The organism is Terribacillus saccharophilus, from assembly GCF_002272075.1.
Taxonomy (GTDB): Bacteria; Bacillota; Bacilli; order Bacillales; family Amphibacillaceae; genus Terribacillus; species Terribacillus saccharophilus_A.
In genome coordinates this window covers 1-25,339 of sequence record NZ_NPBJ01000015.1, presented here as the reverse complement: position 1 = coordinate 25,339, position 25,339 = coordinate 1, and the positions used below count along the sequence as shown (strand labels likewise).

Genomic DNA, 25,339 nt, shown 5'->3' with positions numbered 1-25,339 from the left:
TGTCTAGACAAATGGAAAATAAGTTATATAATACAAATGAAAGCGCTTTTAATAAAATCAAGGAGTGTTATCCAATGAACAGAATCCTTTTAGCATGCAGTTCCGGTATGAGTACGAGTCTTTTAGTCACAAAAATGCAAGCGTTTGCAGATTCGATTGGAGAAGAAGCAAAGATTTGGGCAGTCGGTCAGGATCAGGCAAAAAAAGATATGGCTGATGCTGATGTTGTATTAATCGGGCCGCAAATGAGCTTTCTCAAAGGAGAACTTGCGGCTGAAGCGGAGAAATATGGTATCAAGGTCGAAGTAATCGACATGATGGCATATGGTATGGCTGACGGAGAGAAAGCGTATAAACAGGCGCTTGGACTGATTGGAGCTACATCATGAGCGAGCTGAAATTGGAAGAGCTGACTGAGGAGCAGGTTTGTTTTCAGATGATCCTGCATAGCGGTAATGCCAGAAGTAAAGTTCTGCAAGCGCTTCGGCTTTATCGTGAGGGTGACATAGAGAAAGTCAATGAAATGCTGACAGACGCTGAGGAGGATCTGTCACTTGTGCACAAGGTCCATTTCCAGCTGGTACAGCAGGAAGCAGCAGGCCAGCAGCAGGAACTTTCTCTTTTGTTCCTTCATGCAGAGGACCATTTTATGTCTACATTGACGATGAAGGAAATGGTCAAAGAAATGATACCAATTTTCCAAGAGCTGAAGAGCTAAAGGAGGAAGCAGGCAATGTTCGATAAGTTTAGTAAGTTTTTGATTCCGATTGCCGGTAAGCTGAATAACAATCGCTATCTCGGTGTACTGCGGGACGCCTTCATGCTGGCGTTCCCATTGACGATTTTCGGTTCGATCATGGTCGTATTGGCCAATTTGCCCTTCCTGGACAATGTGATGAGTGAATCACTGGTAGCTGGAATCCAGGAATCGCTTGGACCAGCGCCGAATGCCACAATGAATATCGCGTCTGTCTTTGTTGTGTTTGGTATAGGGTACTACTTGGCGAAAAGCTATGGTGTGGAAGCTATTTTCGGCGGAGCTGTAGCATTGACCGCATTTCTACTGCTGACACCATATGTCGTTTCGACGGAAAGCGGTGAAGTAGTAAGTAATGTGCTTGCTGTCGATCGTCTTGGAGCAAAGGGTATGTTCCTCGGTATGATTGTCGCATTCCTTTCGGGTGAGATTTATCGTTTTATTACACAGAAGAAAATTGTCATTAAGATGCCGGCAGGTGTACCGCCAGCTGTATCGAAATCATTCGCTGCCCTCATCCCGGCGGTTGTTACGCTAACCGTATTCTTAATACTTAATATCATTGTGACACAAGGCTTCAACACAAATTTACATGATGTCATCTTCAACACAGTGCAGGCGCCGCTTGTCGGACTTGGCGGAGGGCTTACGGCTACATTGATTGCCGTATTCTTCATCCAAATCCTTTGGTTCTTTGGTCTTCACGGACAAATCATTATCAACTCGGTGATGGATCCAATCTGGAATACATTGTCTTTGGAAAACCTGCAAGCTTATACAACTACAGGAGAATTACCGCATATCATCAATAAACAGTTTATCGAGGTCTATCTTGTTGGAGCTGGAGGTACGGGTATGACGCTGGCTGTGCTGGTGGCAATCCTTCTGTTCATGCGGAGCAAGCAGATGAAACAGGTCGGTAAGCTAGGAATCGGACCAGGTATCTTCAACGTTAACGAGCCGGTTATTTTCGGACTGCCGATCGTAATGAACCCGCTGATTCTGCTGCCGTGGATCATCGCGCCAATGGTCGTAACAGTCGTCAGCTATGTAGCAATGGCTATTGGTCTTGTGCCGCCGCCGACTGGGGTAACAATTCCATGGACCGTTCCGATTTTCATAAGCGGATTCCTGGCAACCAACTCGATTGCCGGCTCACTGCTGCAGCTTGTTAACGTCTTGATCGTATTCGTCATTTGGTTCCCATTCCTTAAATTCATCGACAGAATGAATATCAAACAGGAGCGTGAAGCGGAGCAGAAAAATGCAGCAGCTGACATAAAAGTACCAAAGGAGAAGATTTGATATGGAAGTAACAGAACTAAAACAACAGCAAGGTAACTATCAATTTCCTGATAATTTCTGGTGGGGTTCTTCCTCATCGGCGCCCCAGATGGAAGGTGCTGCGGATGTAGACGGTAAGACGCAGAACATATGGGATTATTGGTATGAGCAGGAACCGAACCGTTTTCATAACGGTATCGGTCCTGCCGATACATCTGGATTCTACTATCGTTACAAAGAAGACATTGCTTTAATGAAGCAAGTCGGCCACAACTCCTTTCGATTCTCGATTTCCTGGTCAAGACTGATTCCAGAAGGAACAGGAGCAATCAATGAAAAAGCGGCAGCATTTTATCAGGACGTAATTGATGAATTACTTGATAACGATATCGAGCCATTCGTAAATCTATTCCATTTTGATATGCCGATGGTGATGCAGGAAAAAGGCGGCTGGGAAAGCAGGGAGGTCGTCGATGCCTATCGAGATTATGCGGCAGCATGCTTCCGTCTGTTCGGCGATAAAGTGAAAAAGTGGTTCACACATAACGAGCCGATCGTGCCAGTAGAAGGCGGTTATTTGTATGACTTTCATTATCCAAATGTCGTAGATTTCAGGCGTGCTGTACAAGTTGGATATCATACGCAGCTCTCAAGTTCCCTTGCGATTCAGGCATATCGGGAACAAGGACAAGATGGTGAGATTGGTATCATTTTAAACCTGACACCATCGTATCCACGAAGCAGTGATCCAGCTGATGTGGAAGCTTCCCGGATTGCAGATGCTTTCTTCAATCGTTCCTTCCTAGATCCATCTGTGAAAGGTGAATTTCCGCATAAATTGGTAGACATACTTCGAAATGAGGGCTATATGCCAGTTTATACGGAAGACGATTTGAAGGTCATTCGTGAGAATACGGTCGATTTGCTCGGAGTGAACTACTATCAGCCGCGGCGTGTGAAGGCAAAGGAACATACTGTCCACCCAGATGCACCGTTCATGCCTGATAGATTCTTTGATTCCTATGAGATGCCTGGCCGGAAGATGAATGTGCATCGAGGCTGGGAAATCTACGAAAAAGGAATATACGATATACTTGTCAACTTGCGTGATAACTATGGAAACATCCCTTGTTTCATATCTGAAAATGGTATGGGTGTCGAAGGGGAAGAGAAGTTTCGCGATGCTGAAGGAATCATTCAGGATGATTATCGAATCGATTTCATTAAGGATCATTTACGCTGGGTGCACAAGGCCTTAAATGAAGGTGCGAATGTAAAGGGTTATCATTTGTGGACATTCATGGATAATTGGTCGTGGACGAATGCTTATAAAAACCGCTACGGTTTCGTGTCGGTTAACCTGGAAAAGGACGGGGAACGTACTATTAAGAAAAGCGGCGAATGGATGAAACAAGTCGTACAGCGACACGGTTTTTAATAGTGGCGGCCAATATGGCCGTCCTTTTCATTGGCAGATTGCTGCAATTCCAGTATTTTGATAAGCTAACAACAAACAGATCGGCAGCAGAGGAGGAACACTATGAAATATCAAGTGATATCAGAAGAAATCAGACATCGTATCGAATCAGGATTCTACCCTCTGGACCAGCCGTTACCAGATGAGCATAGCCTTGTCGAAGAATTTTCCTGCAGCAGGATGACAATTAAGCGTGCGCTTGATGTACTCGCATCGGAAGGAATCGTTTTTAGAAAACGCGGACATGGAACATTCATTGTACAGTCTTCCTTCCAATCGGACTATATTCACGTAGGGACGAATGAAACACTCGGCTTCACTAGCTTAATGAAGGAAAAGCAAGTCACCTCAAAACTTCTATTGTTTGACATGATTGCCCCAACAGCTGAAGTGGCATCGTATTTAGCCATTTCGGAAGATACGCCTGTCTATCATCACATCCGTGTACGCTGTGTCGATGATAATCCCCATGTAATCGAGGAAACGTATATGCCGACTCCGCTCATTCCAGGTATTACTCCGACCATCTTGCATAACTCGGTTTATGCATACATGGAAAAAGAACTTGGCTTGAAAATAGCGGGATCGCGCCGACGAATCAGAGCGGAGCAAGCAACAGCGCAAGACATGGAGGAACTGGGACTATCCGAAAATGAGCCTGTACTTGTGATTGAGCAGGTTGCTTATCTCAATACCGGTATTGCCTTCGAATATTCCTTTGCAAGACATCGTTTTGATAAGTTCGAAATTACAACAGTAAATATAAATGCTAAGTGACCCGTCAGCTTCTGGCGGGTCACATTTTTGTTGCGGCGATAGCATTCCGTACCTTTTCAACGGAAGTTTGGGCTTTTTCTTTCTGCCGCATAATGACTGTCACATAAAGGGCATCAATAATACTCAGCTGTGCAATCCGCGACGCAAGCGCTTCGGAACGATAATCGGTTTCCTCCGAGCTAGTATGCAAGGCAACGTCCACCTGCTGGCCGATAGGGGATTTTGGAAAACCGGTGATGGCGATCGTTTTCGCCCTTGTCTTCTTGACGGTTTGAAGCAGCTGATACGCATCCTTGCTGGCGCCTGAATGGGAAAAGATAAAAGCGACGTCTTGATCTGTCAGTTGGGAGGCAGACATGAGCTGTAAATGGGCATCAGGAAACGCAAAAGCCGGCACACCAGAACGAACAAACTTATGGTATGCATCCATTGCGACCATATTTGATCCGCCAAACCCATAAAACTCCACTCTTCTTGCCTCTAGTAGCAAAGTGACAGCTTGCTCCAGCTCTGTTTTTTCCAGAACCTGCAATGTATTTTCCAATGTCCTAATATTGGATTGAAAAATCTTTTCTGCAACCATTTTTGCTTCGTCCGTATCATTTACGTCTTCGTGCAGCATCTTATTGGGAGCGATGATTTCTGGTGCTAATGCAATTTTCAATGCTTGAAAGCCTTTATATCCGATTCGTTTACAAAAACGAGATACAGTAGCATCCGCTACTTCGAGCTGATCTGCTACTTGGCTGATAGTCTGGTGAACAATTTTTTCCGGGTGTTCCAAAATAAAATCTGCTATTTTTTTCTCTTTTTCACTCAGCCGTGGATAGTGGGAGCGGATCCCCATTAAACCTTGTTGTGCCAAGAAAATCAGCTGCCTTTCGTCCTAATTGTATAAGCAGTATAGCACAAATTCATTGAAAGCGGTTGCTATATGAAAATTATTTTCGTATTATGGTATCATAAATAGAAAATTATTTTGAAGGAGCTAACTTATCATGAATATTGGATTAATCGGTCTTGGAAAAATGGGATTCAATCTTGGTTTGAATTTATTAGATAACAACTTCGATGTTGTAGCTTTTGATGTAAGTGAAGAAGCACGTACTAAATTTGCTGAATCTAAAGGATCAGCTGCTAGTTCTATAAAAGAATTGGTAGAACAACTGCCAAGCCCTAAAATCGTCTGGTCAATGGTACCGGCTGGTGAGATTACTGATAAAGTGCTGGAGGAATTAAAAGGCTACCTATCCGAGGGAGACATCCTGATGGATGGCGGTAACTCCAACTACAAGCAATCCGTGGAACGATCCAAAATCTTCGCTGAAACAGGCGTTCATTTCTTCGACGTTGGCACAAGCGGCGGAACTGACGGCGCTCGTAACGGCGTGTGCACAATGATCGGCGGCGATGCAGAAGTATTTAAAACAATTGAGCCAATCTTCCAAGCGATTAGTGTAGAAAATGGCTATCACTATGCTGGTAAAAGCGGCAGCGGCCACTTCCTGAAAATGGTCCACAATGGAATCGAATATGGCATGATGCAGGCAATTGCAGAAGGCTTTGAAGTATTGGAGAAAAGTGATTACGACTTCGACTATGAACAAGTAGCGAAAATGTGGAACAACGGATCTGTTGTCCGTTCTTGGCTGATGGAACTAGTAGAATCTGCTTTCAGCAAGGATCCGAAACTTGATGCGATTCGCGGTGTGATGCATTCTTCCGGTGAAGGAAAATGGACGGTTGAGACGGCACTGGAGTTACAAGCAGCGACACCTGTTATCGCAATGTCACTTATGATGCGTTATCGTTCTTTGGACGAAGATACTTTCTCTGGAAAAGTAGTCGCAGCACTGCGAAATGAATTCGGTGGACATGCAGTGGTGAAACGCTAAAGAAAAGGGAGGAGAAGACGTTGGCAGCTTCCTATATGATCGGTGTGGACATGGGCACCACAAGTACGAAGGCAGTCCTGTTCACGACCAAAGGCGAGGTGATTGCAAAGGAAGGTATCGAATATCCTTTGCATTCGCCGACAGCTGAAACAGCAGAACAAGACCCGGAAGTCATCTATCAAGCTGTTGTCACAGCAATCCGGGATACGATCCAAGTTAGCGGTGTGGACAAAGCAGCAATCCGCTGCATCTCCTTCAGTTCGGCGATGCATAGTGTAATTGCAGTGGATGCAGACAATAAACCGTTGACAGCATGCATTACATGGGCAGATAACCGAGCGACGAAATGGACGGAAAAGATCAAAGAAGAGACGGATAGCCATAGCATCTACTTGCGCACCGGCACACCAATCCATCCGATGGCTCCTCTGTCAAAATTACGCTGGCTTAAGGAAGAACATCCAGCTACATTTGAACAAGCGGCTAAATTCATTTCGATTAAAGAGTATGTCTTTTTCAAGCTGTTCGGCAGTTATAAGATCGATTATTCTATCGCATCTGCAACTGGGATGTTCAATTTAGAAGAGCTTGCTTGGGATAAGGAAGCATTGCAGGTAGCTGGGGTTACGGAAGATAAGTTATCTGAGCCTGTTTCGACGACGTATCAATTCATTGGTCTCACAGAGCAAATGGCTGAACTGCTTGGAGTACTGCGGCAAACACCGTTTATCATCGGTGCCAGTGATGGTGTCCTATCGAATTTAGGTGTAGGCGCAGTCGATGAAGGTGTAGTAGCTGTCACAATCGGAACAAGCGGTGCAATCCGTGCTGTAACGGACAAGCCAACGACTGATCCGAAGGGCCGTATTTTCTGTTATGCCTTGACGGAGAATCATTGGGTCATCGGCGGTCCCGTGAATAACGGGGGCGTCGTGCTGCGCTGGGTGCGGGATGAGCTCGGAGCTGCTGAGACAGAAACGGCGGCTAGACTTGGTATTGATCCATACCAAGTGCTGACAAAAATCGCTTCTACGGTGAAACCGGGATCAGACGGCTTGCTATTCCATCCGTATCTGGCTGGAGAGCGGGCTCCGCTTTGGGATGCCAATGCACGCGGCTCATTCTTCGGTCTTGGTCTGCATCATAAAAAGGAGCATATGATCCGGGCAGTGCTGGAAGGTGTACTTTTAAATCTGTACTCTGTACTGCTTGCTTTAACAGAATTGACCGGTAAACCGAAAAGGATCCAAGCAACAGGTGGATTTGCGCGGTCTGAATTGTGGAGACAAATGATGGCGGATATTTTCGACCAGGAAGTTCATATTCCGGAAAGTTATGAAAGCTCCTGCTTAGGTGCAGCTGTTCTCGGATTATACAGCTTAGGAGATATCGATTCCTTTGATGTCGTGAATGACATGATTGGCAGGACACATCATCATACTCCAGACCCGGAATGTGTTGAAGTGTATCAGGAACTCATGAGTATCTATATTCAGCTATCAAGAAGCTTCCAGACAGAATATGAACGAATCGCTGATTTCCAGCGGAGGATGCTGCGCTAACGCAGCAACTTCCGCCTATAGGTTTGAAAGCGCTTAAATAGAGAGAGGGGAAATCGAGAGATGGAGATCTATCTTTTACTCATGACGTTGTTATCGATTGTAATCGTCATTATTGGTGTCACATTATTCAAGTGGCATGCTTTTATCAGCTTGACCGTCGCCAGTCTATTCCTTGCGATTACAGCAGGTTTGTCATTTGATCAGATTGTCGGAGCGTATGAAACGGGTGTCGGCGGCGTGCTCGGGCATCTCGTCGGTATTTTGGCGCTGGGTACCATACTCGGTAAGATGATGGCAGATTCCGGTGCTGGTAATCAGGTGGCAGACTTCTTTGTAAAGATATTTGGGCCGAAAAGATTGCCATGGGCAATGTTTATAGCCGGTTTCATTATCGGAATTCCAGTATTTTTTGAGGTAGGTATTCTGATAGTTCTTCCGCTTGTTATCAGTATCTATAAGACGACAAAGCAGAATATTTTGCTGATCGCTTTGCCGGTCATCGCCGGTCTTTCTATTGTGCACGGACTTGTGCCGCCGCATCCTGGTGCTCTTGCGGCTATCAGTATTTTCGAAGCAGATCTTGGGATGGTATTGTTGTACTCCCTTGTTATCGCTATCCCAGCAGGTATTCTTGGCGGACCGGTATTTGCCAAGTGGGTGCATAAGCGTGTTATTCCACAAGGTGAGCCTAACCTCATTAAAATCACCGAGCCGGAAAGCAAGCCAGGCACAGGTATTAGCTTCTTTGTTATCCTGCTGCCAGTTATATTAATGATTCTATCAGCAATTGGGCCATATCTGTCGCTTCCTAGTTTAGCAGAGAAACTGCTTGTCTTTATCGGAAGTCCGTTAGTAGCCTTATTGATTGCTGTATTTGCGGCTTACTACTTCCTTGGCTTCCGTCAAGGTATGAATAAGGATCGCTTGAAAAAAATGACGGAGGAATGCATTCTTCCGGTTGGTTCCATTATTTTGATTATTGGTGCTGGCGGAGGGTTCAAGCAGGTGCTTATCGACAGTGGGGTTGGTGATACAATTGCACAAATGTCTGAGCATTTATCTCTTTCTCCAATCGTACTCGCATTCATCGTTGCCGGCCTGATCCGAATTGCAACAGGTTCCGCTACAGTTGCACTGACAACAGCAGCAGGAATTGTATCTCCAATCATCGAGCACATGTCAGGCGTAAATCTAGAGCTTCTTGTTATCGCAACAGGAGCCGGTTCCCTCATGTTCTCCCACGTGAATGACGCAGGATTCTGGATGGTCAAGGAATACCTCGGACTTACCGTCAAAGAAACATTCCGAACATGGACCGTCCTCGAAACGATTCTATCGTTTGTTGCATTCGGCGGCGTATTGATTATGGATATATTTGTTTGATATAGTGAATCTCGATTATATAAGGCTGGGGCAAAAGTGTTTCAGCTAAATAAAAATCCGAACTGTAATGCGAATTTCTCTTAATAGAAATTGCATAAGTTCGGATTTTTTATTTGTTTTTTTAGCTATGACATACCTTTGATTGGGATAAAGGATTAGCGTAGGCGGAATACGTAGACTCCAGCGGGAACAGCGCGAGCTGAAGACCCCGCAGCGTGGTGTTTCTCAAACGAAAAGCGGAGAAGACCGTTTAGAAACGTAGAGATATGTAAGAGGCTGAAAGGGTGTTTGTTACCCTGCAGGGCTATTACATATATCGTAGTTTCTGGTCTTTGTAGCTAGACAATGTAGAGGAGGCTGAGGCCGTGCCCGCGGAAAGCGGAGTATTCTGCCGGAGCGGCGCTCAAGAGTATTTTTCGTTTTAAGAACTAAAATTTTATTTATGTCTCATCCTCTTGTGTCTTTTCTAAATTAATTTTGCTTATCAAGAGAAGAAGGATTATGATATCATCATGTGCTTTTCAGGAGAAAAGTAATGCAAAACAAATTTGGATGGTGAAATCAAAAATGAAACGTTTATATTTTCTCACTGTCATTCCTTTCATCGGGATGCTAGGATTCCTCCCATTTGCAAATAGAGTGGAACCTTTTGTACTTGGCATGCCATTCGTGATGTTTTGGGTGGTTCTATGGACTGTTCTTACTTCAGCAACCTTGGCTATCATGTACAAACTAGATCCACGGAATAAAGAGGATGAGAAAAAATGAATATTGCACTTATTATTATATCGGTATTTTTGCTGTTAGCAGTCTTTTTAGGAATCAGATCCACCAAAGGAAAAGACATGGATCTGGAGCAATGGACAGTCGGAGGCAGAGGGTTCAGCGGTATCTTCGTTTTCCTCCTTATGGCAGGTGAAATTTATACAACATTCTCCTTCCTTGGCGGAAGCGGCTGGGCTTATGGTAAAGGAGCACCTGCATTATATGTGCTCATGTATATTGGCTTGTCGTACGTGGTGTCTTATTGGCTCTTGCCGATCATATGGCGATACGCTAAGGAACACAAACTTGTGTCACAATCCGATTTCTTTGTCAGTAAATTCAACAGCCCGTATCTAGGTGTACTTGTTGCACTAGTCGGGGTGATTGGTATGCTACCTGTCATTGTCGTACAGCTCAAAGGCTTGGGAATCATCGTTTCACAGGCATCATATGGCGCTATTTCTATGCAAACTGCAGTTTGGATTGGCGCCATCAGCTTAACAATATATGTAATGCTATCGGGTGTGCATGGATCTGCATGGACAGCTGCGATCAAGGATATTGTTATGGTAGTCGTCATTTGTTTCCTTGGAATATATCTGCCCTTACATTATTATGGCGGATTCCAGCCTATGTTCGAGGCAGTCCATGCAGCAAACCCTGATTTTCTCAAGTTCCCGGATGAAGGTTACAGTATGACTTGGGTCATATCTACTGTCTTGCTGCTTGTGCTAGGTTTCTATATGTGGCCGCAAGTGTTCAGTTCCACATATACTGCGAAAAACGAAAAAGTCTTCCGAAAAAATGCGATCATCAGTCCGCTTTATACGCTTATGCTCTTATTCGTCTTTTTCGTCGGAACAGCTGCAATTTTGACTGTACCCGGGCTGGAGGGAGAAGATGTGGATCTCTCCTTGTTACGATTATCGATTGAGACATTCGACCCGTGGGTGATAGGCATCATCGGTGGCGCGGGCTTGCTGACAGCATTGGTACCAGGTTCCTTACTGATCATGAACACAGCTACGCTACTCGCGAAAAATATCTATCAAGTGTTTGCGCCTAAGACAAGTGACAAAACAATAGGAAAATTGGCGAGACTGTTTGTTCCGGTTGTTTCTTTATTGGCAGTCTACTTCACACTGCATGGTGGAGCAACCTTATCAAATATCATATTGATGGGTTATAGCCTAATGACACAGCTCGCTCCGTCACTATTCTCCAGCTTATGGAAGCGGAACTTCATTAATAAGTATGGAGCAGCAGCAGGTATCATTGCCGGACTAGCTGTTGTGGCTTATATCACAACAAGTCAAACTACATTAGTGGATTTAATCCCATCTCTATCTCAATCATGGAATGATGTGAACACAGGGATCATTGCTTTGGTTGTTAATTGTGTAGTCATGATTGTGGTGAGCTTGGCGACGAGAAGAAATCATGGTTTAGCTGGAAAATAGTTGGCGGCTGGGTCAGAGAGTTTAAGTTAAACAAAAAATCCGAACGGGTGCAAATTTGCATCCGTTCGGATTTTTTATCTTAGATAAATTGAGAATATAATTGCGCTCAAAGCCGCAGCCTTCGTGTGGTTGTCTCACTTTAAAGCAGTTAATCCATAGTCTTACAGGGAAAAAACTTTCAATCACTCATACTTTTTTAAGTGGATGTTTTTGAATTTTACTTACATAAGCTTAAACAAATTTTGTATTGTCAAGTTTAAATTGTTGATTTTTTGTAAAGTTGCTAATATAGGATTGAAAGCCCTTACAAAAAAACGCGATGTAAGAGAGTAATACGATTACATTCAATGGAGGTAACAATGAGAAATCTTCTGCGAGTATCGTTACAGGTGAAAATTTTAGGATTAGTTATTTTTCTCTTGCTCCTCGTTTTAAGCCTCGTCACTTTCATGGTTGCCTATATGGAATCGAATGAAGATGTGGAAAAAGCTGAGAACATGGCATTGCAGACGGCCAAAACCGTTTCTTACATGCCGGTAGTCCAAGAAACATTTATTCAGAATAGAGACCCGCAAGATATTAATTATGTTTCGGAACAGATCCGAGAAGAAGTAGGTGCTTCCACCATTAAAGTAGTGTCCCGAAACGGAGAAACGATGGGGATTTCAGGCGCAGGCTCACCTGTAGCACCAACGGATTACTACCGAGCCGTCGTGTTTGGCAGCAACTACATCCTTCACACGGGGGAAGGCAATGATGAGATCCTCAAAGGAATTTCACCTATATTAGTCGACTATGGGAATTACAAGAAATTGGAAGGTGCAGTTATAACGGAGTTCCAAATGAATGACATACATAATGAAATCACAGCTGATATAAAGAAAATCATCGCGGCCTCAAGTGCTGTATTTGTCTTAGGAATTGCAGGCAGCTTCTTTCTGGCCCGAAGTATTCGCAAAGATACATTAGGGCTTGAACCGTATGAAATTTCAACCCTATACCAAGAGAGAGATGCTGTTCTCCAATCCGTCAAAGAAGGAATTGTTGCGATTGATCAAAAAGGAATCATAACAATGATTAATGTTTCAGCCCAAGAGTTATTGGACCTTCCTGATCATGCAGAAGGTCAAACGGTATATGAAGTCATAGCTTCTACCCAATTCCTTGAAATGGTCGTTTCTAAAGAAACAATTGTAAATAAAGAGCTGCAATTGAAAGATAAGAATCTGATTGTTAACACAAGGCCGATGCGCATGAAAGATAACGTAATCGGTACAGTTATTAGTTTTAGGGACAAAACCGAGATTAAGAAGATGATTGATGCCCTGTCTGAAGTTAGACAGTATACGGAGGATCTTAGAGCTCAAGCTCATGAATTTACAAGCAAACTATATGTCATTTTAGGGATGATTCAATTAGGGAAACTTCAAGAAGCGATCAAAATGATTCAGGAAGAAACACAAGCTCAACAACAAGTAACAGAAATGTTTTTTAGAAATATCCGTGATGAGAAGGTGCAAGCCATAATACTAGGTAAATTGGCGAAAGCCTCTGAGAAGAAAATTAACTTTAAGATTGAAGAAGGCAGTTCTCTCGAGCCATTACCGGATCATATCCGTCTGACGCCACTTATAATTATCTTAGGCAACCTCATAAATAATGCATTTGATGCTGTTATGGATAAAGAAGAAAAGATTGTCTCATTTTTCGTTACCGACTTAGGGCGGGACATCGTTTTTGAAATAGCAGACAATGGAAATGGTGTTGAAAAAGGTACGGAGCAGCAAATCTTTCAAAAAGGCTTTTCCTTAAAAGGGAATAATCGGGGCTACGGATTAGCCCATGTCACAGAAGAAGTAGAAGTGCTTCAAGGGAATATTGAGATGGATAGCTATGAGCATGAAGGTACAATTTTTACCGTTATTCTGCCTAAGGATAAGGATAAAAGATTTGGGAGGGGTCGTTAATGTGTCATGTTATCATTGCAGAAGACGATTTTCGTGTAGCGCAAATTCATGAAGAGTTCTTAGCCAAAATGCAAAACCTCAAGTTAGTAGGGAAAGCAGGTAATGCAAAAGAGACCTTACAGCTGCTTAAAACCCATGCTGTCGATTTATTACTGCTTGATGTTTATATGCCTGACCAGCTTGGCACAGAACTATTGCCCCAAATCAGGCAGTTACATCCTCGTGTGGACATCATCCTTATTACAGCAGCCACTGATAAAGCCTTTCTAGAAGGAGCATTGGCCTACGGGGTCCAAGATTATCTAATCAAGCCGGTCACAATAGAACAATTTAAAGACTCCTTATCCCGCTATCTCAAGAAAAGGGAAATGCTTCAATCGACTTCTGAGGTTAATAAAGAGATCCTGGAGCAAGTATTCGGAATACATCAACCTGAGCAATCCGTCGCTCTTCTTCCCACAGGAATTGACTTTCGGACACTTGAGAAAATCAAAAAGCTTTTAGAGCAAGAGCATGATGGGATAACTTCTGAAAAAGCAGGAGAAAAAATAGGCGCTTCAAGAACAACTGCACGGAGATACTTGGAATATTTGGTCGGCACTGATGAAGTGAAAGTTGAACAAGTATACGGAATCGTCGGTCGGCCTGAACGGCGATATTACTTGGATGATCAGTCAGACTCAAAATAAACCTGGCGTTCGTAAAGAAAATGCCGTGAACTTAATGAACAAAACGTTCTTTATGTACTTAAAGCATTTAATTTTGTAAACGTTTACATTAATTATTCTACGAGCTAAGATGAATTCACTCAGTCATTCATCTTGGAACCAAGGTGTAGGACAAAAATAATAAGGGGTGCTTATATGAGAAAGTTCGGCATGATTGCTATTTTGTTTCTGCTTCTTTTTATGACAGCCTGTTCGAGCGGCGCTTCCTCAAGTGATGAATATCCTTCTAAAAATCTTGAAATTGTAGCGCCAGCTTCACCAGGTGGTGGTTGGGATTTAACAGCACGTTCGGTTGAAAATGTCTTATCAGGACAAAGTCTGGTTGAAGAAAATATCAATGTGGTAAATAAGCCAGGCGGAGGCGGAGAAGTAGGGTGGAAATACTTAGAATCCAAAGACTCTCATTCCCTGGCAATCAACTCAAGCTTAGTACTGACAAACAATCTTCTTGGCCAAAGTGAAATGACTTATGAGGGTTTCACACCAATTGCAACCTTGGCAACTGAATGGCAATCCCTCGCCGTTCCTCCCGATTCTGAATATGAATCCTCTAAAGAATTGCTGGAGGCGATCAAAGAGGATCCTGCTTCCATCAAAATCGGTGTAGGTCCGGGACTAGGGAATGATGACCATTTATCGCTTGTGCAGGCAGCGAGTGAATTTGGCATTGATCCTTCACAGCTGAATTTCCTCGTATATGAAGGCGGCGGTGATGTAGTAACTGCGCTGCTTGGCGGTCACGTCGATGCAGTCACTACATCGTTATCTGAAGTGAAGGATCAGTATCTTGCTGACAAACTCAATATTCTGGCAGTATCCTCTGATAAACCGGTGGAAGGAATTGAAGATGTTCCAACTTGGACTGATCAAGGGATAGACCTTGTATTCCCTCACTGGAGAGGAATCATGGGACCTCCGGATATGACGGAAGAAGAAATTGCTTATTGGGATGAAAAGCTAAGCGAAATGGTTGAAACCGAAGAATGGCAAGAGGTCTTGGAAAATAATGATTGGGAAGGATTCTATAAAAATAGTGAAGAGACGAAAGCTTTTATGGATGAACAGCACAACTTGTATAAGACGCTGATAGAAGACTCTGGCTTGATTAAATAGGAACAAAAGAGGTGATTTTTAAATGAAAGCGATCAAATTAAGTGTTCCTATCTTCTTTATTCTATTTAGCGCTGTATTTCTAATTGCTTCCTTTAACTTACCAAAGGCAAGCTTAGGAAATCCCAATGCGCCCATATACTTTCCAGCAGGATTAAGCATCATAATGCTGATCTTCAGCATTATCTATCTGTTCCAGGAGCTTAAGAAACTTGATAAAGAAAACAAATATATCAAACAGATGCTTTCTGGAAGAACACCGAAGTTGATAGGCTTTACGATTTTGCTGGGAGTCATTTACGCCTTTGTATTCGATCGCATCGGTTTCCTTTATTCCACCATCCTTTATTTAGGAGGTCTTCTGTTTTATATTAACGGCATCAAAAAATGGCTTGTTAACATCATTGTCACTGTTGCCTTTTCCTTTTTATCATGGTACGCATTCAGCGTTTTACTTGGAGTCAGTTTACCTTAGGAGGTGATGAGATGGACGGAAGCAGTTTTATGGAAGGACTCTTTATTTCCTTGGAACCAATGAACATCTTATGGATTATCATAGGCGGTTTCTTAGGTACGATTGTCGGGATGCTGCCAGGTCTTGGTCCGGCGACAGCAGTTGCCGTATTGATTCCCGTTACATTCGGAATGGAACCGGTCAGTGCGATTATATTGATGGCTGCTATTTATTATGGAGCGATGTATGGTGGATCACGAAGTTCGATCCTTATTAATACTCCAGGGGATGGTTCCGCTATTGCTGCAACATTCGATGGCTACCCAATGGCTAAGAAAGGGCAAGCTGGCGAAGCACTGGCCATATCAGCGGTTGCGTCGTTCATAGGCGGTCTTATTGCTGTTGTCGGATTCATCTTTCTGGCTGAACCCTTGGCCAACTTCGCCTTGGAGTTTGGCCCGGCGGAATATTTCTTATTAATGCTGTTGACACTGTCAGCTATCGTCGCGTTATCCATTGGCAAAATGGTCAAAGGCTTTCTCGCTATGATGCTTGGTCTTACTTTGAGTACTGTAGGGATTGATACGCAAACAGGTGTTTATCGTTTCACGATGGATATCCCCCATTTAAGTGAAGGTATCGATTTCTTGATAGTCATAATTGGGGTATATGCCATTGGTGAAGTACTTTATAATTTGCTGACTATCGATCAAGAGAAAAAAGAAAAGAAAAAGGTCGGTAAGGTCTGGTTTACAAAGGAGCAATGGAAGAGATCGAAATGGCCGATTCTGAGGAGCGGTCCCATCGGTTTCCTGATTGGCGTTCTCCCTGGCGCTGGCGGATCGATTGCATCCATGATCAGTTACACGACCGAAAAGCAGATCTCCAAGAAACCGGAAGAATTCGGGGAAGGTGCACCTGAAGGTCTAGCTGCACCAGAATCGGCTAATAACGCTGCTTCAGTGGGCGCAATGATTCCCCTCCTAACCATGGGTATCCCGGGATCAGGAACGACCGCTGTTATGCTCGGAGCTCTTATTATGCTTGGACTGAGACCTGGCCCGCTGTTATTTGAGCAACAGCCGGAAACAGCTTGGGCTTTGGTCAATAGTATGTTTATCGGTAATATTGCGCTAATCATCATCAATATTCTTTTGGTCGGCTTGCTTGTGAAGATTCTTGATACCCCGGCCAAAGTACTTTACCCAATCATTGTGCTCCTGGCATTCATCGGGACCTATACTTTGAGTTACTCTACAATCGACTTTTTCTTATTGCTTATTTTTGGGTTTTTTGGTTTATTCCTGAAAGTGATGGACTTCCCATTGGCTCCGCTTGTACTTGCTTTGATTGTAGGAGGAGAAATGGAGCAAAACTTCCGGAAGGCCCTATTGTCATCAGATGGCAGCTTAGATATTTTCTTCTCCTCTGGAGTCAGTATCGTTTTATTCGCACTCACCGTAGCGTCTTTGCTGTACCCGCTAATCTTTAAATTTTTCAAAAGAAGGAATCAAGCTAAAAAAACTGACCGGATTTCCAAATCATCTTAATGATATGAAATAGGGAGGAAAAAGTTATGTCGAATCAATCAAGCTACGATGTAGTTGTTGTCGGTGCTGGTAACGCTGCTTTATGTGCTGCCATCGCAGCACGTGAAGCAGGAATGACAGTATTGGTTCTTGAGAGAGGAACCGAACAAAAGCGGGGCGGAAATTCATACTTTACGGATGGAGCAATCCGTTTTGCTTACAACGATATCAATGACATAAGAAAACTCATCCCCCGCCTATCCGATGAAGAAGCTGACAAGATTGTCATGCCCGAATACAGCACAAAAGATTATTATGAAGACCTCATGCGAGTAACTGGCGGAAAAAGCACACCAGCATTAGCGAACCACCTGGTCAACGAATCCTATCAGACTATTTCTTGGATGAAAAAGAACGGTGTGGAATTCGAATTGAATTATAGTAATCAATCATTTGAAAAAGAGGGACAATTCCACTTCTGGGGCGGGTTACCTGTTAAGACACACAACATTGGCATGGGGCTGATGATGACGTTGTTTGCCAGAGCTGAAGAGCTGGGAGTGGATATTTGGTACGGCTCGAGGGCAATTGAATTAAAAACGGAGAACGGTAAGATCTCTTCTATTGTAGTGGTGCAAAACGATCAAACGATTGAGGTATCTGCCTCTAGTGCTGTATTGGCATGCGGAAGCTTTGAGGCCAATAAAGAAATGCGCTCTGAACAGATAGGGGAAGAATGGGAAGCGGCGATTGTACGCGGCACGGAATATAATACAGGTGACGGATTGACGATGGCATTAGCTCTAGGCGCTCAAAAGTACGGGGAATGGTCTGGCTGCCACTCCATCGGGACAGACTATAACGCACCAAAGGTAGGGGATTTCACAAAGCCAGGTGATATCTTCAAAAAACATTCCTATCCATTAAGCATCATGCTTAATAAAGAAGGAGAACGATTTGTCGATGAAGGTGCTGACTTCAGAAATTATACTTACGCTAAATATGGCCGGGAAATTCTGAAGCAGCCTGGTCATGTCGCTTATCAAATTTATGACCAGCAAGTCCGTCCAATGTTACGCAAGGAGTATAACCTGGAAGAAGCCAGTTATTTTAAAGCTGACACACTTGAAGAATTAGTCGAGAAGCTTCCGGTGAATAAGGAAGCATTCTTAAACACAATAGCCGAGTATAACGATGCGGTCGAAGAAGGCTATTACAACCCCACTGTTAAAGATGGCAAATCTACACAAGGCATTACACCGCCGAAAACGAACTGGGCATTACCAATTGAACAGAGACCTTTCTATGCCTTTCCTGTTACATGCGGGATTACCTTCTCGTTCGGAGGCGTGCTTGTAAACACAAGCAGTGAAGTGTTAAATGAGAACAGTGAACCGATTTCAGGGTTATTTGCTGCAGGAGAAACGGTAGGCGGCATTTTCTATGAAAATTATCCTGGAGGTTCAGGTCTCATGTCCGGCGCAGTATTTGGCAAAACTGCCGGTACATCAGCTGCTCGTTACGTAGAATCCAAGAATACAAATATACCTTCTTGAAACGGTTGAAGCCACCAGTTTTATGGTGGCTTTTTTGCTTGCTTAACTTTTCTTTAGTTGAGTGGTTTTACGTTTGTACTGCTCCAACACTTGCAATAATGTACTATATAACAGCAGTTACTTCGGTTTATATTCATGTAAGACCACTGTAAAGGAGAGTCAGCATGAATATCACTTCTTTTCTGATTTACTGCTTTATCGTTACATTCACACCCGGACCTACTAATATCGTTATCTTATCAACAGTGAATCAATTCGGTACGAGAAAAGCGATGCACTATACGTATGGAGCGACTCTCGCGTTTGGGTTGCTATTATTTCTATCTGCTATACTGAATGCAGTGCTTGTAACTGTGTTACCGAAAATACTAGTTATATTGCAAATAATCGGAAGTCTGTACATGATATACCTTGCTTATCAAATATATAAGTCAGACAGTTCAAAAAAGAGCAGTCAACTGAATGGCACATTCCTATCTGGTTTCTTTATGCAGTTTTTGAATCCGAAGGTAATTATTTTTACACTAACTGTCATTCCGAGTTTCGTTATGAAAAACTATACGGAAAGTACAGTGATACTGATCTTTGTTGCTGTTATAACGATCATTGGTTTCCTGGCTTTCATTGGATGGGTTCTTTTTGGAACAATCTTTAAGGGATTCCTGCAGAAACATACTAAAGTAGTAAATATACTTATGGCAGCTTTTTTGCTCTATGCAGCCTGCATGATATGGATTTAAAAAGCCAGAGGTGACGAAAATGGAAAAGTTCATCTATAAGAAGTCGGCGGGTATCACTGCATTGTCGGCCAGTATGAAAGAATTCACATATAAGAAACATGCGCATAGAGAGTATGCAATGGGTGTCACGTTGCGCGGTATACAACAATATAATTTGGATGGTCACAAGCAATTGTCTTATCCAAATGGCGTGATGCTCTTTAACCAAGAACAGACACATGACGGTATGGCACACGATGAGACTGGCCTTGAATATGTGATGCTGTACTTGGAGCCTGAGTTGCTTCAGGAAATTACAGGGCAAAAGGATTTGATTCGTTTTGCAGATCCAATCGTATACAATGCTGGACTTAAACAGAAGGTATTGAACCTATCTCATGCCATATTAAATGAAAAAGAGGAAGCGTTTTGCAGTGAACTGGCAGTTTCGCTTACAGATACTCTTGCTCGGACTGATCTGGATACAAGCTGCAGGAAAGACAACACATTAATTATGAAAGCCAAGGATATAATTCATAGCAACTTACAAGGTGTACTTAAACTGGATGAAATATGTGATGAATTACAGCTTTCAAAATACAAATTTATTAGATTGTTTAACAATCACACGGGAATTTCACCGTACCAGTATTTCTTAAATAGCAAGGTACAGCAAGCAAAGCAAATAATAGAGAAACACAAAGATATATATGAAGCAGTTGCTGCTTGCGGGTTCGTTGACCTGGCTCATTTGAATAAGCATTTTAAAAGTGTTTATGGAATAACTGCACATGATTATGTGCTGAACATAAGGTAAGGCAATCATTATAGAAATAAAAAAGTCAACTAAAAACTATACCATTTTATAAGGAAACAACGATTAACAATATTTTTAAGTATAAGAAATGCTGCAACCGCGCTATCGCATCAGATAGCGCGGTTTTTGTATTTTTTCTTGCCAATGATGCCAATATCTTCATTCACAATTTTTTTGCTATAAAAGGGATTACTTCTGGGAATGTACCCTTTAGACGCACAGGAGGTGAGCAATCGTTAAACCAAAAGTAGCCAAAACAGCAACGAGGCTCGTAACCGGTGTCCTCAAAAAAGCTATTCCAAAGGAAAAGAAAAAAAACCTTCAAAAAAAAGTTGGGCAGATAGCAAAGGATCAGATAGAAGCATCTTTATCAAATAAGGTAGGGGAAAAAGCGGAAACTGCCGCTTCGAACCTTGAACATATCAAGGAAAACAAAAGTACTAATGTACACGAAAAAGCTCAGCAATCGGCTGATAAGCTGCGGACGAAATTGCTTGGTTGGAAGGATGAACTCCAAGACACTGCAACGCAGATGAAGGACAAGGTAGAGGGTGACCGTAGTTCTGACAGCAAAGGCCCGCAAGTTAAGTCGATTTCACAAATTAAACATGTTGAGGAATTAAAGAGCTACCGAGATGTGAAAGGACCGGCATCAGTTAAAAAGATGAGCGATGTGAAGAAAAAATAAGAAGGAGTGTTTAACATGGCAGTTCAAAAAAGTACAGATAGTTCCGGCTTAGCGGACGTAATTGACCGCATTTTAGATAAAGGGATTGTAATTGACGCGTTTGTACGGGTCTCTGTAGTAGGAATTGAAATTTTAACAATTGAGGCTAGAGTCGTAATCGCCAGTGTAGATACATGGTTGCGATATGCCGAAGCGGTCGGCCTCTTACGTGATGAGGTACAGAACGAAGGATTGCCGGAACAAAAGAATGAACGAAGCAATTCCTTATTCAGTGTATGAGGAGAGCAGGCTTTAAGCCTGTTTCCTCTTTCATAATTTACTGAAAGGAGGGGAAATATGAGCATTACAGATATCATGAAAAAAGTGAGCAGCTTCTTCGAAGAATATATCGCACCGCCCCATAAGATTACAGCAGTGGAACCGAGACAGGGTGAAGATAGTGCAGACGGATGGGCTGTCATTATCGAAGTATTTGAAGAGCGGGATTATATGAAGAAGTATGCGAAGGACGAGATGCTTGGTGTGTATAGCGTCACACTGAATAAAGATGCAGAAATTGAATCTTATTCAAGACAAAGTACACGTTACAGGAGTGCAGTGGATCAATAATAAAGGAGGCAGCAGCAATGGATGGAACGTATGTATTTTGCGCGGTGCAGAAACCGGTTCAGCCGAGCTTTGGAGATGTGGAATTTGATGGGGTTTCCGGAAGCACATATATGATTACTCATGGGGATATGGCATTTGTAGCGGCTAGAGTTCCGCAGAAGATTTATCATCCTACTAAGGATAATCTAATGGCCCACCAATCTATCCTTTCCTCCGTCATGGAGAAACAGGAAGAGATGATCCCGGTCAGTTTCGGCAATGTTTTTAAAACAGATGAAGATGCCAAGGTGATACTGAAGAAACTCGAACCTCAGTTCACAGAACTATTTCCAGAGATACGCAATAAAATCGAGCTAGGATTGAAAGTGATCGGCAAACAGGAATGGCTGGAGGAGGAAATTCATAAAGATTCTGCTATCGTCAGACTGAAAGAAGCCGTAAGCAAGAAATCCAAGGAAGCTGGATACTATGATCGAATGAAGCTTGGTGAACTAACCCAGAAGTTCTTTACTGACAAGCGCCGGCAAATCGAAGAAGAGATTCTAATGCCGCTTCAGAAGCTCGCTACAGCAGCAAAAGCAAATGAGCCAATCAGTGAGAAGATGCTGCTTAACAGTGCGTTTTTACTGGACAAGGAAAAAGAATCCCAGTTTGATGAAGCAGTCAACGAGCTCCATGACAAATGGGAAGAAAAAGTGGATTTCAAATATTCCGGCCCATGGCCAGCGTATAATTTTATCAATATTCGTTTACAGGTTGAAAAGACGTCATGATGCCTTTTCTGGTCTCTGCACCCATCAAACTACTGATAAAAATCGGGCAGAAGATCAAGGATGAAGCTGACAAGGAGTACTTCGATATCTCTGCTATACAGCAGAAACTGATTCAGCTGCAGATGCTGTATGAATTGGAGGAAATCTCGGAAGAGGCATACAAAGAAAAGGAACAGGAACTTCTGCTGCGCTATGAAGTTGCCAAGCAGCGTGAACTGGATGAGTGGGAAAAGCTTGCTGAAGAAGAAGATAAGGAGTAAGGAACATGGGACAGAAGGAAAGTTATATTTATTTATACGGTATTGTACCTGTTTATGAGCTGGATAAAACGCCATTTTCTCCTTTTGCTGGCATTGATAAAGAACATAATGCAGCGATTGCGACATACGGGGACATTGCAGCTATTTATACGGAAGTGGATGCAGAAGCGTATGAAGGGGAAGCATTGGAGTCTAGAATGAAAGACGATCTTGAATGGCTTCAGGAAAGTGCGATGCACCATCATGAAGTGCTGCTTTCTCTACAAAAGAAGTATACGCTGATTCCGATGAAGTTCTGTACGATTTACCTAACTCAGGACAGTCTGGAAGAAAAGCTGCGTGAACAAGCAGATACAATACAAAGCCTATTTATCAGAATTAAGGGCAGTGAGGAATGGAATCTGAAAATCTACTGTGATGATGAACCCCTCCGTGAGCACGTCCTGCAGCACAGCCCCAGTATTAAAGAAAAGATGCAGGAGTTAGAGAGTTTGTCTCCCGGCCGTAAGTTCTTTGAAAAGCGGAAAATCGATCAGCTTGTCGAGGGTGAATTAGAAAAAGAGAAGAATCAATTCTGTGAACAGATACATGCGGAACTAACTGAGGTTGCTTCAGAAGAGAAAATAAAGACCGCCTGGAGCAAGGACGTCACAGGTCGTGATCTGGAAATGAGCTGGAACAGTGTCTATCTTATCCAAGCGGACCAAGTAGAAGCATTCTTAAATCTTGTTCAACAGAAAAATGAAGAAAGTGCTTCGTCCGGATGGAAATTCGAAGCAACTGGACCTTGGCCAGCTTATCATTTCGTCTATTAGATGGAGGCACAAGATGAATACACGTGAAACGATTGACAGAAACAAGGATGTTTCCTTAATAGATATACTTGATGTCATCCTCGATAAGGGTGTTGCGATAAAAGGAGATTTAATTATTTCAATTGCAGGTGTCGACTTAGTCTATTTGGACTTGCGAGTGCTGATTGCCTCTGTTGAAACGCTAGTGCAAAATCAATCCGGTAATACACGGATGGACATGACATCTGAAGCATTCGATAAACAGAAGGAGGAGCTGGAATATGGAAGTGCAGCAGCCGAAGAGCGGGCGAATCCATTTAGATCCTGATGATGCAGAGCATGGTTTGGCGCAATTGGTCATGACAGTGATTGAATTGCTTCGCCAGATCGTTGAACGCCACGCTATCCGACGTGTGGAAGGCGGAACACTTTCGGATCAGCAAATCGAGGATCTAGGCATGGCATTGATGAATTTGGAATTAAAGATGGAAGAACTGAAACTAATCTTTAACTTGAAGGATGAAGATTTAAATATTGACCTTGGCCCATTAGGAAATCTCTTACCAGGAAAGAAGTGAAATCATGGCAGATCAACAGGTCGTTCAGAGCAACACTAGTAACTTGGTCGATGTTTTGGAAAAAGTACTGGATAAAGGTGTCGTCATTGCCGGAGACATCACAGTAGGGATAGCGGATGTAGAACTGCTTACCATCAAGATACGTTTAATCGTAGCTTCGGTCGATAAAGCAAAAGAAATCGGCTTAGACTGGTGGGAATCAGATCCATATCTATCCTCAAAAGCAGCAGATAGCAATACGAAAAGGCTGCAGGAGGAAAACGAACAGCTTCAGAAACGTCTGGAACTATTAGAACAAAAAATGTCGAACTAAGGAGGAATAGAAAATGAGTGACATGAAAGATAAAGTTGTAGATAAGGCAGTAGTTAAAGCAGCAGATAAAGTAAGGAAGGTAGATAATACCTGGAATCGGACAATTGCAGGCGGTATAGCCGGAGCCTCAATCGGACTACTGACTAGTCCAAATATCGGGAAGAAAATCGCAGGTACCTTCCAATCAGCGAAAGCGAAAGTGAAGGGAAAAGACTTGGGTGAATCAGCTAAGCAAATGAAAGACCAGACCATCAATTTGGTGCAGGATAAACTTAAAAAAGATAAGAGTTCGGACGAAGAACAGAGCACGGAAAAACAGGAAGAAAAGAACGAGAATGTTACTAACCAGAATGACAAGGACAATCAAGACATTCAACAGGATAACCACAATTCTGGTAACCAGCATAATAACAACAACCAGGACAATGATAATAGCAATCAGGATAAGCAAGATGATAGCAACAACCAGGACAATCAGAATGATAACAACAATCAGGATAAACAAGAGGATCAAAGCACCGAGAACAATCAAGCTAATGAGAACCTGCGAGATGAGAATGAGAATCTAAAACAGAAAATCGAAGAATTGGAAAATAAATTGAACCAGCTCATGAATGACAACACGTCAAAAGAGGAAGATGCTGCGAACAGCAATGGAATAACAATCGTACGACAAGATGACGTAACGAAGTAACTAGGAGGGTTAAAAATGGCTAAAGATGAAATTTTGTCATTCTTTGTACAAGCAGCTAATCATCATGATTTCTCCACGGATATTACACTGCATGTGAAAGGTGCTCTGGTCACCGGGACTATCATTTCAGCAGCATCTTATTTCTCCAATTTAAAAGACAGCATTTCAGAAAAAAATGATGTGGCTAAGCAATTGAAGGAAGCCTTGAAGCAGGCGGAGGAATCGGCTGACAGCAAGCAAAGTAATGCAGAATATATTCATTTAAAAAATATGTCCACATATATGGCAGAAAATAAAACTACGCCAGCTAATTCTGATCTTTTATGGCGCGGAAAGATAAGCGATATAGATGGATTCTTCCTTGGAAGAATATCAGATGAAGAATAAAGA

The 25,339-nt window shown here is 42.8% G+C and carries 30 protein-coding genes; 29 read left to right on the top strand and 1 reads right to left on the bottom strand.

Annotated elements, in window-relative coordinates; genetic code table 11:
* Positions 1 to 74: 74 nt before the first annotated feature.
* From CHH48_RS08095 to CHH48_RS08075, 5 genes are all read left to right on the top strand, one after another.
* Positions 75 to 389, top strand: coding sequence for a PTS sugar transporter subunit IIB (locus CHH48_RS08095; RefSeq protein ID WP_095218637.1), 315 nt, complete (start codon positions 75 to 77; stop codon positions 387 to 389).
* A complete protein-coding gene (locus tag CHH48_RS08090) occupies positions 386 to 718 on the top strand; it encodes a PTS lactose/cellobiose transporter subunit IIA (RefSeq protein WP_095218636.1) in 333 nt (110 codons plus the stop codon). The genes CHH48_RS08095 and CHH48_RS08090 overlap by 4 nt, the downstream gene beginning before the upstream one ends.
* A 15-nt stretch (positions 719 to 733) precedes the next feature.
* Positions 734 to 2,062, top strand: a complete 1,329-nt coding sequence (gene celB, locus CHH48_RS08085; protein WP_095218635.1) for a PTS cellobiose transporter subunit IIC — start codon at positions 734 to 736, stop codon at positions 2,060 to 2,062.
* A 1-nt stretch (position 2,063) separates the two neighbouring features.
* The gene (locus tag CHH48_RS08080; RefSeq protein ID WP_095218634.1) at positions 2,064 to 3,479 is read left to right on the top strand and encodes a glycoside hydrolase family 1 protein; all 1,416 of its coding nucleotides are present in this window, start codon (positions 2,064 to 2,066) and stop codon (positions 3,477 to 3,479) included.
* Positions 3,480 to 3,581: 102 nt separating this feature from the next.
* Complete coding sequence (locus CHH48_RS08075) at positions 3,582 to 4,295, top strand: GntR family transcriptional regulator (RefSeq protein ID WP_095218633.1); 714 nt, start codon at positions 3,582 to 3,584, stop codon at positions 4,293 to 4,295.
* Between the two features lie 19 nt (positions 4,296 to 4,314).
* Here the strand turns inward: CHH48_RS08075 and CHH48_RS08070 are convergent, their stop codons facing one another.
* Entirely contained in the window at positions 4,315 to 5,160 is an 846-nt protein-coding gene (locus CHH48_RS08070) for a MurR/RpiR family transcriptional regulator (RefSeq protein WP_428848877.1), read from the bottom strand.
* A 133-nt stretch (positions 5,161 to 5,293) separates the two neighbouring features.
* On the opposite strand from CHH48_RS08070, the gene gnd reads away from it, so the two are divergent.
* From gnd to gvpU, 24 genes are all read left to right on the top strand, one after another.
* Positions 5,294 to 6,190 (top strand): phosphogluconate dehydrogenase (NAD(+)-dependent, decarboxylating), encoded by an 897-nt coding sequence (gnd, locus tag CHH48_RS08065; RefSeq protein WP_095218632.1) that lies wholly within the window; start codon positions 5,294 to 5,296, stop codon positions 6,188 to 6,190.
* A 35-nt stretch (positions 6,191 to 6,225) separates the two neighbouring features.
* On the top strand, positions 6,226 to 7,752 hold the full coding sequence (gene gntK, locus CHH48_RS08060; protein ID WP_095218662.1) for a gluconokinase: 1,527 nt from the start codon (positions 6,226 to 6,228) through the stop codon (positions 7,750 to 7,752).
* A 60-nt stretch (positions 7,753 to 7,812) separates the two neighbouring features.
* Complete coding sequence (locus CHH48_RS08055) at positions 7,813 to 9,135, top strand: GntP family permease (protein ID WP_095218631.1); 1,323 nt, start codon at positions 7,813 to 7,815, stop codon at positions 9,133 to 9,135.
* Between the two features lie 567 nt (positions 9,136 to 9,702).
* A complete protein-coding gene (locus CHH48_RS08050) occupies positions 9,703 to 9,903 on the top strand; it encodes a DUF3311 domain-containing protein (RefSeq protein ID WP_095218661.1) in 201 nt (66 codons plus the stop codon).
* The gene (locus CHH48_RS08045) at positions 9,900 to 11,360 is read left to right on the top strand and encodes a sodium:solute symporter family protein (protein ID WP_095218630.1); all 1,461 of its coding nucleotides are present in this window, start codon (positions 9,900 to 9,902) and stop codon (positions 11,358 to 11,360) included. Before CHH48_RS08050 ends, CHH48_RS08045 begins: the two co-directional genes overlap by 4 nt.
* A gap of 359 nt (positions 11,361 to 11,719) precedes the next feature.
* Positions 11,720 to 13,327: a sensor histidine kinase gene (locus CHH48_RS08040; protein WP_095218629.1), complete on the top strand. Its 1,608-nt coding sequence runs from the start codon at positions 11,720 to 11,722 to the stop codon at positions 13,325 to 13,327.
* On the top strand, positions 13,327 to 14,016 hold the full coding sequence (locus tag CHH48_RS08035) for a response regulator (RefSeq protein WP_095218628.1): 690 nt from the start codon (positions 13,327 to 13,329) through the stop codon (positions 14,014 to 14,016). Before CHH48_RS08040 ends, CHH48_RS08035 begins: the two co-directional genes overlap by 1 nt.
* A 174-nt stretch (positions 14,017 to 14,190) precedes the next feature.
* A complete protein-coding gene (locus CHH48_RS08030) occupies positions 14,191 to 15,168 on the top strand; it encodes a tripartite tricarboxylate transporter substrate binding protein (protein WP_095218627.1) in 978 nt (325 codons plus the stop codon).
* 22 nt (positions 15,169 to 15,190) lie between these two features.
* Positions 15,191 to 15,640: a tripartite tricarboxylate transporter TctB family protein gene (locus CHH48_RS08025; protein WP_095218626.1), complete on the top strand. Its 450-nt coding sequence runs from the start codon at positions 15,191 to 15,193 to the stop codon at positions 15,638 to 15,640.
* Between the two features lie 11 nt (positions 15,641 to 15,651).
* Positions 15,652 to 17,169, top strand: a complete 1,518-nt coding sequence (locus CHH48_RS08020; RefSeq protein ID WP_095218625.1) for a tripartite tricarboxylate transporter permease — start codon at positions 15,652 to 15,654, stop codon at positions 17,167 to 17,169.
* A 26-nt stretch (positions 17,170 to 17,195) separates the two neighbouring features.
* Positions 17,196 to 18,704: an FAD-dependent tricarballylate dehydrogenase TcuA gene (tcuA, locus tag CHH48_RS08015; RefSeq protein ID WP_095218624.1), complete on the top strand. Its 1,509-nt coding sequence runs from the start codon at positions 17,196 to 17,198 to the stop codon at positions 18,702 to 18,704.
* Positions 18,705 to 18,868: 164 nt separating this feature from the next.
* Complete coding sequence (locus tag CHH48_RS08010) at positions 18,869 to 19,444, top strand: LysE family translocator (protein ID WP_095218623.1); 576 nt, start codon at positions 18,869 to 18,871, stop codon at positions 19,442 to 19,444.
* Between the two features lie 19 nt (positions 19,445 to 19,463).
* Entirely contained in the window at positions 19,464 to 20,240 is a 777-nt protein-coding gene (locus CHH48_RS08005) for a helix-turn-helix domain-containing protein (RefSeq protein WP_095218622.1), read from the top strand.
* A gap of 490 nt (positions 20,241 to 20,730) precedes the next feature.
* Positions 20,731 to 20,928, top strand: a complete 198-nt coding sequence (locus tag CHH48_RS08000) for a hypothetical protein (RefSeq protein ID WP_095218621.1) — start codon at positions 20,731 to 20,733, stop codon at positions 20,926 to 20,928.
* Between the two features lie 15 nt (positions 20,929 to 20,943).
* Positions 20,944 to 21,207, top strand: coding sequence for a gas vesicle protein GvpJ (gvpJ, locus tag CHH48_RS07995; RefSeq protein ID WP_095218620.1), 264 nt, complete (start codon positions 20,944 to 20,946; stop codon positions 21,205 to 21,207).
* 57 nt (positions 21,208 to 21,264) lie between these two features.
* Positions 21,265 to 21,537, top strand: coding sequence for a gas vesicle protein GvpO (gene gvpO / locus CHH48_RS07990; RefSeq protein WP_095218619.1), 273 nt, complete (start codon positions 21,265 to 21,267; stop codon positions 21,535 to 21,537).
* A gap of 17 nt (positions 21,538 to 21,554) precedes the next feature.
* The gene (locus CHH48_RS07985) at positions 21,555 to 22,310 is read left to right on the top strand and encodes a GvpL/GvpF family gas vesicle protein (protein ID WP_095218618.1); all 756 of its coding nucleotides are present in this window, start codon (positions 21,555 to 21,557) and stop codon (positions 22,308 to 22,310) included.
* Positions 22,307 to 22,570, top strand: coding sequence for a gas vesicle protein GvpG (locus CHH48_RS07980; protein ID WP_095218617.1), 264 nt, complete (start codon positions 22,307 to 22,309; stop codon positions 22,568 to 22,570). The genes CHH48_RS07985 and CHH48_RS07980 overlap by 4 nt, the downstream gene beginning before the upstream one ends.
* 5 nt (positions 22,571 to 22,575) lie before the next feature.
* Positions 22,576 to 23,385, top strand: coding sequence for a GvpL/GvpF family gas vesicle protein (locus tag CHH48_RS07975; protein ID WP_095218616.1), 810 nt, complete (start codon positions 22,576 to 22,578; stop codon positions 23,383 to 23,385).
* Positions 23,386 to 23,398: 13 nt separating this feature from the next.
* Positions 23,399 to 23,692 (top strand): gas vesicle protein, encoded by a 294-nt coding sequence (locus tag CHH48_RS07970; RefSeq protein WP_095218615.1) that lies wholly within the window; start codon positions 23,399 to 23,401, stop codon positions 23,690 to 23,692.
* Positions 23,646 to 23,942 carry a gas vesicle protein K gene (locus CHH48_RS07965; protein ID WP_038564390.1) on the top strand — a complete coding sequence of 99 codons (297 nt, stop codon included), beginning with the start codon at positions 23,646 to 23,648 and terminating at the stop codon, positions 23,940 to 23,942. Before CHH48_RS07970 ends, CHH48_RS07965 begins: the two co-directional genes overlap by 47 nt.
* A 4-nt stretch (positions 23,943 to 23,946) precedes the next feature.
* Positions 23,947 to 24,255: a gas vesicle protein gene (locus tag CHH48_RS07960; protein ID WP_095218614.1), complete on the top strand. Its 309-nt coding sequence runs from the start codon at positions 23,947 to 23,949 to the stop codon at positions 24,253 to 24,255.
* A 13-nt stretch (positions 24,256 to 24,268) separates the two neighbouring features.
* Positions 24,269 to 24,949 carry a YtxH domain-containing protein gene (locus tag CHH48_RS07955; protein WP_095218613.1) on the top strand — a complete coding sequence of 227 codons (681 nt, stop codon included), beginning with the start codon at positions 24,269 to 24,271 and terminating at the stop codon, positions 24,947 to 24,949.
* 15 nt (positions 24,950 to 24,964) lie between these two features.
* Complete coding sequence (gvpU, locus tag CHH48_RS07950) at positions 24,965 to 25,336, top strand: gas vesicle accessory protein GvpU (RefSeq protein ID WP_095218612.1); 372 nt, start codon at positions 24,965 to 24,967, stop codon at positions 25,334 to 25,336.
* The last annotated feature ends 3 nt before the right edge of the window (positions 25,337 to 25,339 follow it).

What these genes read in the sequence shown, in the direction of transcription:
- CHH48_RS07985 (WP_095218618.1), top strand. Translation starts at nt 21,555, where the DNA reads ATGGATGGAACGTATGTATTTTGCGCGGTGCAGAAACCGGTTCAGCCG.
- CHH48_RS07955 (WP_095218613.1), top strand. Translation starts at nt 24,269, where the DNA reads ATGAGTGACATGAAAGATAAAGTTGTAGATAAGGCAGTAGTTAAAGCA.
- CHH48_RS08025 (WP_095218626.1), top strand. Translation starts at nt 15,191, where the DNA reads ATGAAAGCGATCAAATTAAGTGTTCCTATCTTCTTTATTCTATTTAGC.
- CHH48_RS08020 (WP_095218625.1), top strand. Translation starts at nt 15,652, where the DNA reads ATGGACGGAAGCAGTTTTATGGAAGGACTCTTTATTTCCTTGGAACCA.
- gvpO (WP_095218619.1), top strand. Translation starts at nt 21,265, where the DNA reads ATGAGCATTACAGATATCATGAAAAAAGTGAGCAGCTTCTTCGAAGAA.
- gnd (WP_095218632.1), top strand. Translation starts at nt 5,294, where the DNA reads ATGAATATTGGATTAATCGGTCTTGGAAAAATGGGATTCAATCTTGGT.
- CHH48_RS08055 (WP_095218631.1), top strand. Translation starts at nt 7,813, where the DNA reads ATGGAGATCTATCTTTTACTCATGACGTTGTTATCGATTGTAATCGTC.
- CHH48_RS07980 (WP_095218617.1), top strand. Translation starts at nt 22,307, where the DNA reads ATGATGCCTTTTCTGGTCTCTGCACCCATCAAACTACTGATAAAAATC.
- gntK (WP_095218662.1), top strand. Translation starts at nt 6,226, where the DNA reads ATGATCGGTGTGGACATGGGCACCACAAGTACGAAGGCAGTCCTGTTC.
- CHH48_RS08030 (WP_095218627.1), top strand. Translation starts at nt 14,191, where the DNA reads ATGAGAAAGTTCGGCATGATTGCTATTTTGTTTCTGCTTCTTTTTATG.
- CHH48_RS08005 (WP_095218622.1), top strand. Translation starts at nt 19,464, where the DNA reads ATGGAAAAGTTCATCTATAAGAAGTCGGCGGGTATCACTGCATTGTCG.
- CHH48_RS08095 (WP_095218637.1), top strand. Translation starts at nt 75, where the DNA reads ATGAACAGAATCCTTTTAGCATGCAGTTCCGGTATGAGTACGAGTCTT.
- celB (WP_095218635.1), top strand. Translation starts at nt 734, where the DNA reads ATGTTCGATAAGTTTAGTAAGTTTTTGATTCCGATTGCCGGTAAGCTG.
- gvpJ (WP_095218620.1), top strand. Translation starts at nt 20,944, where the DNA reads ATGGCAGTTCAAAAAAGTACAGATAGTTCCGGCTTAGCGGACGTAATT.
- CHH48_RS08040 (WP_095218629.1), top strand. Translation starts at nt 11,720, where the DNA reads ATGAGAAATCTTCTGCGAGTATCGTTACAGGTGAAAATTTTAGGATTA.
- CHH48_RS08010 (WP_095218623.1), top strand. Translation starts at nt 18,869, where the DNA reads ATGAATATCACTTCTTTTCTGATTTACTGCTTTATCGTTACATTCACA.
- CHH48_RS08090 (WP_095218636.1), top strand. Translation starts at nt 386, where the DNA reads ATGAGCGAGCTGAAATTGGAAGAGCTGACTGAGGAGCAGGTTTGTTTT.
- CHH48_RS07975 (WP_095218616.1), top strand. Translation starts at nt 22,576, where the DNA reads ATGGGACAGAAGGAAAGTTATATTTATTTATACGGTATTGTACCTGTT.
- CHH48_RS08045 (WP_095218630.1), top strand. Translation starts at nt 9,900, where the DNA reads ATGAATATTGCACTTATTATTATATCGGTATTTTTGCTGTTAGCAGTC.
- CHH48_RS08035 (WP_095218628.1), top strand. Translation starts at nt 13,327, where the DNA reads ATGTGTCATGTTATCATTGCAGAAGACGATTTTCGTGTAGCGCAAATT.
- gvpU (WP_095218612.1), top strand. Translation starts at nt 24,965, where the DNA reads ATGGCTAAAGATGAAATTTTGTCATTCTTTGTACAAGCAGCTAATCAT.
- CHH48_RS07965 (WP_038564390.1), top strand. Translation starts at nt 23,646, where the DNA reads ATGGAAGTGCAGCAGCCGAAGAGCGGGCGAATCCATTTAGATCCTGAT.
- CHH48_RS07960 (WP_095218614.1), top strand. Translation starts at nt 23,947, where the DNA reads ATGGCAGATCAACAGGTCGTTCAGAGCAACACTAGTAACTTGGTCGAT.
- CHH48_RS08075 (WP_095218633.1), top strand. Translation starts at nt 3,582, where the DNA reads ATGAAATATCAAGTGATATCAGAAGAAATCAGACATCGTATCGAATCA.
- tcuA (WP_095218624.1), top strand. Translation starts at nt 17,196, where the DNA reads ATGTCGAATCAATCAAGCTACGATGTAGTTGTTGTCGGTGCTGGTAAC.
- CHH48_RS08080 (WP_095218634.1), top strand. Translation starts at nt 2,064, where the DNA reads ATGGAAGTAACAGAACTAAAACAACAGCAAGGTAACTATCAATTTCCT.
- CHH48_RS08050 (WP_095218661.1), top strand. Translation starts at nt 9,703, where the DNA reads ATGAAACGTTTATATTTTCTCACTGTCATTCCTTTCATCGGGATGCTA.
- CHH48_RS07970 (WP_095218615.1), top strand. Translation starts at nt 23,399, where the DNA reads ATGAATACACGTGAAACGATTGACAGAAACAAGGATGTTTCCTTAATA.